The 12,174-nt window shown below is 40.9% G+C and carries 13 protein-coding genes; all 13 read left to right on the plus strand.

Annotation, left to right across the window (positions count from 1 at the left end; translation table 11 throughout):
• Nucleotides 1–4: 4 nt before the first annotated feature.
• Nucleotides 5–2,047, plus strand: a complete 2,043-nt coding sequence (locus ACTJKN_RS07455) for a type IV secretory system conjugative DNA transfer family protein (protein ID WP_440823710.1) — start codon at nt 5–7, stop codon at nt 2,045–2,047.
• Nucleotides 2,048–2,081: 34 nt separating this feature from the next.
• The gene (locus tag ACTJKN_RS07460) at nt 2,082–2,504 is read left to right on the plus strand and encodes a hypothetical protein (protein WP_440823711.1); all 423 of its coding nucleotides are present in this window, start codon (nt 2,082–2,084) and stop codon (nt 2,502–2,504) included.
• A 79-nt stretch (nt 2,505–2,583) separates the two neighbouring features.
• Nucleotides 2,584–3,111, plus strand: coding sequence for a M23 family metallopeptidase (locus tag ACTJKN_RS07465; RefSeq protein ID WP_440823712.1), 528 nt, complete (start codon nt 2,584–2,586; stop codon nt 3,109–3,111).
• Nucleotides 3,104–4,321, plus strand: coding sequence for an ArdC family protein (locus tag ACTJKN_RS07470; RefSeq protein WP_440823713.1), 1,218 nt, complete (start codon nt 3,104–3,106; stop codon nt 4,319–4,321). Before ACTJKN_RS07465 ends, ACTJKN_RS07470 begins: the two co-directional genes overlap by 8 nt.
• Nucleotides 4,322–4,333: 12 nt before the next feature.
• A complete protein-coding gene (locus ACTJKN_RS07475) occupies nt 4,334–5,134 on the plus strand; it encodes a DUF4099 domain-containing protein (RefSeq protein ID WP_440823714.1) in 801 nt (266 codons plus the stop codon).
• A gap of 463 nt (nt 5,135–5,597) precedes the next feature.
• Nucleotides 5,598–5,915 carry a hypothetical protein gene (locus ACTJKN_RS07480; protein WP_440823715.1) on the plus strand — a complete coding sequence of 106 codons (318 nt, stop codon included), beginning with the start codon at nt 5,598–5,600 and terminating at the stop codon, nt 5,913–5,915.
• Nucleotides 5,916–5,931: 16 nt separating this feature from the next.
• Nucleotides 5,932–6,795, plus strand: coding sequence for a hypothetical protein (locus tag ACTJKN_RS07485; protein ID WP_440823716.1), 864 nt, complete (start codon nt 5,932–5,934; stop codon nt 6,793–6,795).
• Between the two features lie 25 nt (nt 6,796–6,820).
• Nucleotides 6,821–7,021: a hypothetical protein gene (locus ACTJKN_RS07490; protein ID WP_440823717.1), complete on the plus strand. Its 201-nt coding sequence runs from the start codon at nt 6,821–6,823 to the stop codon at nt 7,019–7,021.
• A gap of 6 nt (nt 7,022–7,027) precedes the next feature.
• On the plus strand, nt 7,028–7,366 hold the full coding sequence (locus tag ACTJKN_RS07495) for a DNA adenine methylase (RefSeq protein WP_440823718.1): 339 nt from the start codon (nt 7,028–7,030) through the stop codon (nt 7,364–7,366).
• Nucleotides 7,367–7,447: 81 nt separating this feature from the next.
• Nucleotides 7,448–7,861 (plus strand): DNA adenine methylase, encoded by a 414-nt coding sequence (locus tag ACTJKN_RS07500; RefSeq protein ID WP_440824072.1) that lies wholly within the window; start codon nt 7,448–7,450, stop codon nt 7,859–7,861.
• 1,578 nt (nt 7,862–9,439) lie between these two features.
• Nucleotides 9,440–10,240 carry a glycosyltransferase family 2 protein gene (locus ACTJKN_RS07505; RefSeq protein ID WP_440823719.1) on the plus strand — a complete coding sequence of 267 codons (801 nt, stop codon included), beginning with the start codon at nt 9,440–9,442 and terminating at the stop codon, nt 10,238–10,240.
• Nucleotides 10,241–10,290: 50 nt separating this feature from the next.
• Complete coding sequence (locus ACTJKN_RS07510) at nt 10,291–11,403, plus strand: hypothetical protein (RefSeq protein ID WP_440823720.1); 1,113 nt, start codon at nt 10,291–10,293, stop codon at nt 11,401–11,403.
• 492 nt (nt 11,404–11,895) lie between these two features.
• Nucleotides 11,896–12,129: a class I lanthipeptide gene (locus ACTJKN_RS07515; protein ID WP_440823721.1), complete on the plus strand. Its 234-nt coding sequence runs from the start codon at nt 11,896–11,898 to the stop codon at nt 12,127–12,129.
• The last annotated feature ends 45 nt before the right edge of the window (nt 12,130–12,174 follow it).

Raw genomic sequence — 12,174 nt, forward strand, 5'->3', positions numbered from 1 at the left:
AGAGATGGAGGAAAGCAAGGAACAACAGAGCCTGCACCGCTTTCTTCAGTTTACCATCTACCTTGCCCTGCTATTGGATATACTGGTGTTCGTGTATTCACCGAAATTGCTCGAAAGCCAGATTGGGCATCGATTCGGCCTGAGCAGTTTTCTTGTCCGCATGTCCAGGATTATCATCTATCAGCATCCTATCTATAGCCGCTTTTTTTCTTTTTTGCTTATTTCCCTGGTCTCTATCGGCACTTTAAGTAAAAAAGAAAAGGATCTAAAAGCTAAAACATCGATTGTTCTCCCACTTGTTTTTGGAGCGGTCTCGATGGTTTTTAGCATATATTTTTTCGGTAATACGGGCGTAGTTATAGGTTACTGCACCAGTTGGGAAGATATCGGTTATATTGGTTGTTTGTTGGCGGGTACTATATCGGTCCATGTTGCTATGGATAACGTTTCCAAGATTATCAGCTCCTCGCTGGGAAAGGATAAATGGAATACTGAAGAAGAATCTTTTATGCAGGCGAGGAAACCGGTGAATGGAAAATTCGCAGTTTCCATTCCCTCATTATTTTACTACCGGAAAAAAGTACATGCGGGGTTCATTAATATTGAAAATATATTCAGGGGCACGCTTTTGATCGGAACCCCTGGATCCGGTAAGAGCTTTGGAGTGGTTATGCCTTTTATCCGGCAGCTGATTTTTAAGGAGTTCTGCATATGCTGTTATGATTTCAAATTCCCTGATCTGGCCCAGATTGCCTATTATCATTATCTTCTTGGGAAAAAACAGGGACGGCTTGAAGGATTCGATTTCCATGTCATTAACCTAACATCGGTAGAGAAAAGCAGGCGGATCAATGTATTAAGGCCCGATTATATCGTTACACTGGCAGACGCGGGCGAAACGGCGGAAGCCCTGGTAGAAGCATTAAAGAAGGGAGATAAATCGGGGGGAAGCGATCAGTTTTTTACCCAGAGCGCAGTTAATTTTTTGGCAGCGTGTATCTATTTTTTTTCACAATACGAACGCGGGCGTTTTTCCACTTTTCCCCATGTACTTTCTTTCTTAAACTGCAGCTACGAGCAGATATTTTCTGTTCTTTTTTCAAATCCCGAACTTAAAAGCTTGCTATCTCCCTTTGCTACCGCCTATCAGGCCAAAGCATTCAATCAATTGGAGGGACAGATTGGAACGCTGAAAGTGTTTATCTCCAGGCTAGCTACGAAAGAAACGTTCTGGGTCTTTTCAGGTGATGATTTTAATCTGAAAATTTCCGCTCATGCTGAGCCTTCAATGTTGGTTCTTGCCAATGATCCAAATACACAGAATATCAATTCTGCCTGTTATTCTGTCGTGCTCAATAGGCTGACCCGGCTCATCAATTCTAAAGGCAATAAGCCCTCGGCATTGATTATTGATGAGCTACCGACCCTTTTTGTACACAGAATCGAAAATCTCATAGCGACTGCAAGATCCAACATGGTTGCCGTACTCATGGGCCTTCAGGAACTTCCGCAGTTTCAGCAGCAGTATGGAAAGGATACCGCAAATACAATTACCTCGGTCGTAGGGAATGTGCTTTCCGGATCGGCAAGAAACAAGGAAACCTTGGAATGGCTGGAGCGGCTTTTTGGAAAGATTAAGCAACAGTCCGAGAGCTTATCAATTGATAGGACCAAGACCTCCATTTCACTCTCTGAAAAGCTTGAACCACTAATTCCCGCCGGTAAGATTGCCTCATTAAAAGCCGGGGAACTTGTCGGTATGCTGGCGGCGGATGCAGTAACGGAATACACAGGTAAGTATGAGACCTCGGCGATCAACTGCAGGGTAAACCTGGATATGAAGGAGATAGCAAGAGAGGAAAAGGCTTACCCTGATATGCCGGTGTATTATGATTTTGCCGGGAAAAAAGATGAGGTACTGCGTAAAAACTTCATGCGCATCAATACCGAAATACGGGTACTGGTTACAAAATTCAGAACAGAGACTACCGCTCCAAAAAATGGCGAAATCCCCAGAGCCTCGATGGCAGGAGGCATAAAGCGGTAAACAAATTATTTTTTCATTCTTAAAATCAACTCTTATGGAAGAACTAACCGGCCAGCTTGTAGTGGTACATCCCCAGCTGACAACAGATCCTGTTTCCAGGCAGGGTCAAATCGGTGTAATTGCGACGGCTGATCTAAAAAACGATACCATTAGTGTCGGCTTTGGCGCTGGTCCACTGGGCAGATATTCCTCGGATGCCCTCCTTGTGCTGAAGAATAAAAACGAGCTTTATCAGGATATCATGACCGGAGTAAAGGACATGGATGCTGAGACATTTAAAGACCTGCTCGACATCAATATGAAACAGGAACGTTCCGATTACGGCAATGTCTCTGGCGCAATGAAAATTGCGTTAGAAAATCCGGAGGCTATGAAAAGAAGCATGATATTCCTGGAGGATTATATTTCCCGCAACCAGATTATAGACGTTAGTGAAGAGGTTTCGTTTGAGCGTTAGGTTCCTGGCAGGTATATTTCTAATTGCTGTATTTTCCTCTTTGTCAGCCTACTCCCAGATTTGCATGCCGCTGAATTCTATGAAGGTAAATAGCACATTTGGTAACAGGATCCATCCAGTAACACATCAAAATGACTTTCATCGCGGCATCGATCTGCGTGCGAGGAATGAGCCTGTATTTTCTTTTTTTTCGGGGAAGGTATCCGAGGCAGGCTACAATCCTATACTTGGTAAATTTATAAAGATAGACCATTCAGGACTTGAAAGTATCTATGGCCATCTATCCATAATCCTGGTCCATAACGGCCAGGTGCTTAAGGCAGGGGAACTTATTGCAGTTACAGGATCAACTGGTCGGGTAACAGGGGAGCATTTGCATTTTAGTCTGCGCATTGATGGCATCTATATAGATCCCATACTTTTTATCCTACAGCTCCAGGTGAACCTGGGAATTAATCAGCAAAAATTTATGGAAAGTACAGCTTATTTAACATTAAGGCAAAAGCTGGAACTGCTCGCCATGGTGGAGGAGATTGAACTCAATCTCGATGAAGCTTGGGTCTATGGGATAGATTTTGCCGACAGGGAGGAGCCTGAAGATGAATAAAAAAGATGTTCAGAAACCTCTTCATGTGCAGGTTGCGGAAAAGGTTATTGAAGGACTTAGGGCAGGGACTGCCCCATGGCAGATTCCATGGGACGCAAGTGGGATGCCCTTTCTATTACCTTATAATTTCCAGAGCGGCAAAAGATATAAGGGTATTAACGCGCTGTCGTTATTAATGGCAGGTAGGGACGATCCAAGGTGGATGACCTACAGGCAAGCAGAAGAAAGTGGGATGCAGGTTAGAAAAGGAGAGAAGTCAATGCTTATCCAGTTTGTTAAAACCACAGATGAGCGTACCAAGCGCGATGCCTCGGGAAAGGTTATGCATGATGAGCTGGGAAAGCCAATCAAGGATATTACTGCGCTTCCCCATGCCATCATCCGAAATGCATACGTTTTCAATGCTGCCCAGATTGATGGAATGCCGAAACTGGAACGGGAACTACCAGGTATCGATTGGCAGCCCAATGAACGGGCAGAAAAAATGATTGCCTCCTCTGGCGCTAAAATCTTGCATGAGTATTCCGGCAAAGCTTTTTACAGCCCGAAAAATGACGCCATAACCTTACCTTATAAAGACTGGTTTTCGCAGGACCATAAGTACTATGCCACACTACTTCACGAACTGGGTCATTGGACCGGTCATTCACAACGTTTAAACCGGGATATGGGTAATAGCTTCGGAGATTTACTTTATGCAAAAGAGGAGTTAAGGGCAGAGATCGCCTCCATGATCATGGGGCAAGAGCTGGGTATAGGCCATGATCCGGGGCAGCATTTCGCATATGTAGAAAGCTGGATCAAAATCCTGGAAGATAATCCCTTTGAGATTTTTTCTGCCTCAATGGATGCTGAACGTATATTCAATTATATCATGGATCTTGAAAGAGCGCAGCAAAAATCAGTAGAGCAAGAGCATATGCATGCAACTGGTCTACCGCAAGGTAAACCCCCGGGTTATCTTACCACCGGTGACAAAATTCCTTATAATGGATCAGTCTATGAAGTGATCGGGCATTTAAAACAGGGAAGGCTGAAGATGCAGGAAAGCCTTTTTGGTAACAGTTTTACCTTAAGCAAAGGCGATAAACTATATGCTTCCCTTTTATATCTCAAGCGGGAAATGACCAATGAGCAGGTAAGAACTGCATCTAATGGTTCGGGGAAGAACCTAGATGGAGACTCGCCATTGTATAGTGCTAACAGATAAAACAAAATTTTGATGAAACATTTAATGATAAACGAGGCACTGCCGATAGCAGAGCTTTCCAGGCTGGGATTATATGATGGTAACAAGCATTTATTAAGCGATACAGATCTTTCCGCATTGCTTTCCGGAAGGCGAACTTCCATGGTCAACCTTCGGGATCTGGTCAGTGAAGCTTATGTGATCGATAGCCTGGATGCAAAACTTTCTCTGCACACCGATGAAGATAACTTTCAGGAAATTAAACTGCACCCTATCTATAAGGAACCGAAACGCTCCCCGGAATTATTGGACGACGAAGCCAATGAGCTGATATCTGGAGATGTTAAAAATGTTGCAAAATCTGTCAGTTTTCCAGATGGCAGCAGCAGGGTTATTGTATTTGAATATGATAGTGAGACGAGGGAATTTGTTTCCTACCATCCCGAAGGGGTAGAGGTTCCCCACCAAATCAATGGAGAGCTACTGGATTCAAAGAATAGGGCAGATTTTGCCATGGGACGTATCGTTCAGCTTTCCGATGGGACGATGATTCAACATAGAGCTACTGAACCCAAGGGCATATTAGCCAGCCGCACAGCCCTGATCCTAACTGTTATGGAATATGGGGCGGCCAGAAGTTTTTTGGTTAAGGACCTTTCTCCGATAATGGATGTAAGTATTCATCATACACCGTTTTCTCCTGGTTTTGTGTCCGCATTTCTGGAAATGAATAAATCCGATGGTTCTATTTCCGATGAAAAGTTGCAGCAGGGGGAACTTGAAGATTTCAAAAATGAATATACAAGGGGTTATAGTCACACCACATCCAGATAAAGGTGGATATTAACTGGATTGACCAAAGTGGTTTTTCTTACTTAATCCCGTCTGGGCTGCCTCCAATCACTATTCTTACCGGCTGCATTTTTTATGAAAAGAGGGGTGCCTTAAAAGTTTTGTGCGAGGGCACGGTTCTTAAAAGCTCAACATACCGCCTTGGCAACGGTGGGCTTCCTGCTAATTCCAGAAAATGTAGGCTCTATCCGTTCAACTTTCCAGAATGCAAGGTTTAGGACAGTTTTCGACAGTGATTTGCCTGGGATGGTGCTGGCCTGCAAGGTTGCCCTATGGCTGAAAGGAATCGATGCATCTTTTCTTATTTCCTCCAATCAAGTGATCTTCACATTTAAGTCGGGCGAATTTCATGTGTGGAATCGCCGTTTTCACTTAATAGATTCTGCAGGCTTACCGGATTTAGGACAAATGTCAGGCCTTTGCAAATGCGGTAAAATTCAACTCCATGATTCCAGAAATTTTTAAACAGGATGTCAATTTAGATATAAGGGTATTCGGATTCGATGTCAATGTAAATTATGTGTACAACTGGCCCGTCAAAAGAAATGATGAAAAAGAGCCAACTGTCGTTCACCTGGAGTTCCGCTCAGCTTCACCTATCATATCTAATTCCCGATATCGGTCACATTTTCTTTTTTCTGCTTTTTTAAAGGAATGCAGATTTGGATCCATAGAGGAACTGGCGGTCTCCCTTGGCGAGCACATCGCCATAGAAAACGGCTATGAACCTCCCCAGCCTGAGCAACAGCTCAGCCTATTTTAATTTAAAACTTATTGATATGAATGAAAAAAATTTAGAGTACTTAAAAAAGAGCCTGGACTACCTGGGCTTTGGAGCAAAGCTTAACGATGTTCTTGAATCAGCGATCTCAAGGGAACTCCCATCCTTTACCCTGGGGGTGACGCAGCGTTACACATCGCCACAGGCTAAAAAGAATCCGACCCTTGGCTCAGACCAGGTTAGGTTCATGCTGAACTTTAACCGCTCCAAACAGAGCGATATGTATTTTCTCAACGATTATGAGGTGACCCTAAATAGGGCCGGAAGCACTTTGCCGGTTAGACAGGTTTTTGATCTGGAAAGGGATAACCGTATCACAGCATTGCAGGCATATAAACTGCTGTCCGGGAATTCACTAGAAAGGGACGTATATATAAAGTCCGAAAACAGTGAGATTTCGGAAAAGAAGAAGGTGTGGTTTAAGCTTAACCTCGATGTCCAGGATGCCTATGGGAACCATCCGTTGAAAAAAATCTATCCCGAATTTAAGTTCGAGCTATCTGATGCCATAGATAAATATCCTTTTAAAGCTTTGGACGAATCAGGGAAAGATGCGATGATGAAACTTCTAAGGAATGGCAATCTGGCCCAGGCAGAAATGATGGTAGGGAAGAAAGCTGTTCAGGTATTTATTACCGCAAATCCCCAGTTTAAAGGGCTTGATGTTTTTGATAAGAACATGGCTATCATTCGTCAGGACGAAATCTTTCCAAATAAGGGAGCAGAAAAAAATACCGCTGGGCCAACTGAGCAGGGCCTTTCACAAATAAATGAGGTGAATGCCAGTCAACAGGAAGACCGCTTTCCATGGGAAGGAAATCAGACAGCAGAAGTTTCCCAGAACGGCGAGATAGGCCGGTGATATTTTAAGAAATTGTTATTGAACAATGAAGAAGCTCTTGGCCAAAATAGAACGCATCCGTTCCAGGGGCTGGGTAGTCCTGGACCTGGACAAAAATCATACTTTATATCATCTTGACGGAAAACGCTTTCAAATTGAAAGTATAGGTGTTCCTGATATCAAATGCAAGGTTTCAATACTTGTCAACGGAGAAAAAGTCGATTTAACAATTGATGATTTGTATTAAAAAAACATGACCAAATTAAAATTAAGGACCCCCATAAGTTATTATGGGGGTAAACAAAAACTAGCAAAGCATATTGTCTCTGTAATCCCACCACCTGTGCTTTATTGCGAACCCTTTATTGGCGGGGCTGCAGTGTTTTTTGCAAAGAAACCATCCACTATCGAGGTAATTAATGATACCAATAAAGAGCTGATTAATTTTTATCGCGTAGCGAAAGATGATTTTACATCACTGGAAAAGGAAATCCGGATTTCGCTGCACAGCAGGGATTTGAACCGAAAAGCTTCGGTGATTTATAACAATCCGGATATGTTCTCAGAGATCAAAAGGGCATGGGCGGTATGACTAACTTCCTCACAAAGTTTTTCATCGCAGCTTGATAGCAGTTGGGGTTATGACAAATCGAGCAATACGACCACCAAGAAAATCAATTCAAAGAAGGAGGGGTTTGTTGAAGAAATGGCCATCAGGCTTCAGAACTGCCAGATAGAATGTGCAGATGCACTTTATATCATTGGCAGTAGGGATACTCCTGGAAGCTTTTTCTACTGCGATCCACCATACTACAATTCAGACTGCGGGCATTATGATGGGTATTCTGAGCAGGATTTCGAAGCGCTTCTTTTTTTGCTTCCAAGGATTAAGGGTAAGTTTCTTCTTTCCTCTTACCCATCACCGCTGCTTGAAAAATATACTAAGGAATACTGTTGGTCACAATGGTCTGTAAAACAGCAGGTTTCTGTGAATGCGAAAGGTGGAAAGCAGAAAAGCAAAACAGAGGTACTCACCGCTAATTATCCATTAGACCTCAAATCTGAAAGTATCACTGTAAATGTTTAACATGCTTGCTATGGAACACAATCGATTGAAAAATCCTGATACCGTAAAATTGTTCCACGGCTCTCTCGGGCTCGTAGGAAACGAAATCTATATTCAATCAGGAAAAGGGTAGATAGTCTTACACTCGGTGATGCTTTTTACACTTCCCTAAGCGAGGATGCAGCACTTTTGTTCAGCCACCTGGTGTTGCAGAAATCGAGATTATCGGGAGGAGAAGCATATGAAAACCTTGGATTTGCCAAGGTTTATCAAATTTTTTTAGATAAAAACATCAGCATCCTTGATGCTGAACAGCCTCTGGAGGCATCCCGCGTCCAGAGTGTCTTATCCTACGCGGGGTTTCTGAGCAACATCGTGACTTAGATAACAGTAAGTTTATAGAATTTGATAAGGCAGCAGATCTTTTAAGTTATGGCCCAGACTGGGAGGGCAACCGCAATGAATATCTGACTAAACAGCTGGGTTACGACGGACTGATGGTAAAAGAAAGGGCTTGGAATAATTGGGACTATTACCCAAATGATATAGGGATTGATTGGGAAAAATTAGAGGATCCGTTGATATGGCCACCTAAAACTATTGCTATTTATAATGTGCAAAATATTTTAGGATTGATCTCCATAAAGATGGTAGGATTCATCAGGAAAGTCAAAATCTAGTGCAACAATCAAACATATAAAAATTGAATTTTTCGACTAATTTTTAAGACTAGTTTCTAGTTCGTAGAAATCTCGATCTGTAAAGTTTGTACTTGTTGGAAAACTTTTTTGCTAAACCTCCAGCGAACATTTTTTTGCTCTACGATTAGTCTCTGTAAACTCTGTGGCCTTTTCACAGAGGAGCTTCTACGGCTTTGGCCGTCTAATTGAGTGGGTATACCTATACTGACATTCTTCCTAAGCATTGAGCTGGATATCACTGACCGAAGACTATTGTTGATGGATGCGATCATGCACAGGCAATGCACATGCTGTTCATCATAGGCCCCTGGTGGCCATAGCAGGTTATCTTCTGAGCTATCAGTACAGCAGCCGAGTTTAAGTAGAGCGGTTTTGTGATGGAAGTTTCTTAATGCATTTCCTGGGTGATCACCACGGTGCCGTCGTCCGGGTCTTGGTAGATTCCCGCGTAAGCTGTATGAAGTAATGATTGCGGAATCCGGGCTGGCATAGTACTGGATTCCTTGCCGGTAGGTTTCGGGGTATTCTGCTTTTTCGCATGGCGAGGATCTGGTCGTTCCAGTTCTTATAGGGCAGGTCCAGAAGCTTGCCTGCAATATAGTAGCTGATCATTTCAGGCACCGTCGCGTCAAATTTATTGACCAATACGACAATGCCGACGCTGTCAGTTGGGAAGAGGTTGGTGTTGGCTGAGTATAGTGACAGGTCGCCGCTGTGCTGGATCATGTAGTGGCCGCGGTAGGCATTGATGAGCCATGCATGACCGAAACCTTCAAAGAATACATCGGGATAAGCGGGGATTGGTATTATTGAAAATTATTTTACTGGCATTCATTAAGTTTTTCGCAAACTTTATTGATTTTTTAAAAGAAAACCTTATTTTGCTTAAAAGAAATCCATGGTTTTAGCGATTCATACTGTTTTTATTTTAAGGGAGAATATCCTTTTTTTAGAAGAATGGATTAAATATCACCTCTGTCTAGGATTCAATCACATTTATTTGTACGATAATTCAGGATCATTAGAATACGAGTATAATTTTAATGGTAATAATAGATATAATATTGATTTTAAAGCCTTAACAGCAGCCGTCACTGATGAACAACTTTATCATAGTTTAAATGATATCCTAAGAAGATTTAGCGATAGATTAACAATAATAGACTGGTCTCCAAAAAATGCCCAAGGTGAAATAGTTTATGGACAAAAGGATTCTATTGTTGACTATTTTAAAAGATATTCAAAACTGTCTGATTGGACTGCTTTCATTGATATCGATGAGTTTATCTTTTGTACTACTAGCTTTCGGAAATTTTTAGCAAAGCAAAGTAAAAGTGATACCGGAAGTATTGTAATGAAGCAGAAAAAATTTAGGGACCGTTTTGATAGCTCAAATAAACGCGTCATTGAGATCTTTGATTGTATTGATGGGTTGGATACTTCGGGATGGGCCATGAAAGTGATAGTCAGAAACATTTACTTCGACGAAAATAGCCTCGTCGATTGGGGAATACATTTTATACCAGTGAAAAACAGCACTATACTTTTGGCCGATTTCGATAAGCTTCGGTTCAATCATTACAATGTAAATGAAAAACAGTTAGAATGGATGGAAGGTTTTTTTGGGATTAAAATCTCCATTAATTCAAAGTGTTATCAGTTGTATAATGCCTCAAGAAGGATTAAACCAATTAAATAGAATAAGTTAATTTAAATATTTACGGAGTTTTAGTAGACATATATCCAAAAATGACAGAATCAGAGATAAGTAGTGTGCCATGGTTGAATATAAATACAACAAAGGAAAAAATAGAAGAGCTCCGCAATGACTGGAAAGAGTATCTGAAAAAAAAAAGCGAATTCTTTGGTCAAAAAATTGGAACTGGGAAGGGTATAGTTATAAGCGCAGGAGGGCTGAGGTACTTCACCTCAAGCTGGGTTTTGATATCTAAGTTGAGAGAATCAGGATGCAATTTGGATATCGAGCTTTGGTATTATGGAGACGAGGTATCCGCCTCAATGAAGCGTAACTTGTCCAAGTTCAAAGTGAAATGTAAAAATATCGAAAATTATGTTGACGAAGCGCCACACGGTTTTTTAATGAAGCCATTGTCAATTCTTTATAGCAGTTTCAAAGAAGTATTGTTTCTTGACGCAGATAACATGTGCGTAAGAGATCCATCGTACCTTTTCTATGACAAAAACTACCTGAAAACAGGTAATTTATTTTGGCCGGATTATTGGAAAACCTCTGAAGATAATCCAATTTGGGAAATCTTAGAACTAGCATATTTTGACAGTTATGAGCAAGATAGCGGTCAACTTCTTATTAACAAAGAGAAATCCTGGGACCAACTTCAGCTATGTCTGTATTTTAACATAAGACATCATGATTATTACAATTTTATCTATGGTGACAAAGATACATTTAGGTTCGCGTGGTTGGCAATGGGCAAGCCTGTATCGATGATAGAAAAGGAAGTAGGTTCATGCGGCTATACTGATCAGGATACAGGCGCCTTCAATGGGATTACAATGGTTCAGCACGACCCTAGCGGCGAAATTATTTTTTTGCATAGAAATTTGTTGAAATGGGACATCACTGAGCGAGAAGAACACGTGTGGGAGACTGTTAAGACATTCATTCCTTCAGCATCTAACAAAAATTGCCAATTTAAAAGGGGACAACGGGGCCATAACGCAATAGATTTAACTGGAAACGTAACTGAATTATCTTTTGAGAAATTATTCCCTGGTTTTGAAAAAAGCTGTCTGGAAATTCTTCACAATCTAAGATCAAAAAAATTTTATCACAATGAATTATTACGCGATTATTTAAATAAAAATAGATTTAAAAAGTAAGTTAAACGTAAGCTGCGATGTAATTCTAGTGATACAGTGTGGTGTTTTTTAAATGTCGTTGTTTATGTTACATTTAAATTAATAAAGATATATTTATTATTTCTAAATTGCTTTAAATACAGCATTATACTATTAAATTACAGCTTTTATTGATTATGTCGAATCAGAGATCAGTGCGAGATCCTCATGAAAACTGCTGAGGTCGAGTTTTATAATCGCGCAGATGTACAATTGCGGGCTCCTTTAATAACGTTTTGAGTCTATTGGGTTTTGTATTATTAGGTGAATGCAGAATGTGGAATATTCATACGTAGAAACTAGTAACATTGGAGAGTCATAATAAATCTCTATAAGTTTTCTACAACTGTATTAAATATAAAGTAAATGAAAACGTTATTTCCTTGTATTTATAAAAAGTGATTTAAGACTTTAATCAACACTGATTTGACTATTTGAATTCTTTAACCATTAAACATTTATAATCACAAAAACATGAAAAAGAAAAAATTAACACTGAACAAACTGACGTTAGGATATCTCACTGATATCGAACAGAAAAACGTTGTCGGCGGGGATATAGGTGGAGCCTCCAACTTGTATGTCAATACAGTATGTGCGACGCCTACCACTTATAAGCCTTCATCTTACTTAGCTACATGTCCGTTGACTGCCACACCTGTAGAGTCATGCAGAACAATACCTTACAAAACCTGCGCACCTGCATAATATTTCTTTTGCATTCACCTTTTTTGGTGAATGCAAACTATTAAC

The sequence above is a fragment of the Pedobacter sp. 22163 genome (assembly GCF_052045595.1).
GTDB lineage: Bacteria > Bacteroidota > Bacteroidia > Sphingobacteriales > Sphingobacteriaceae > Pedobacter.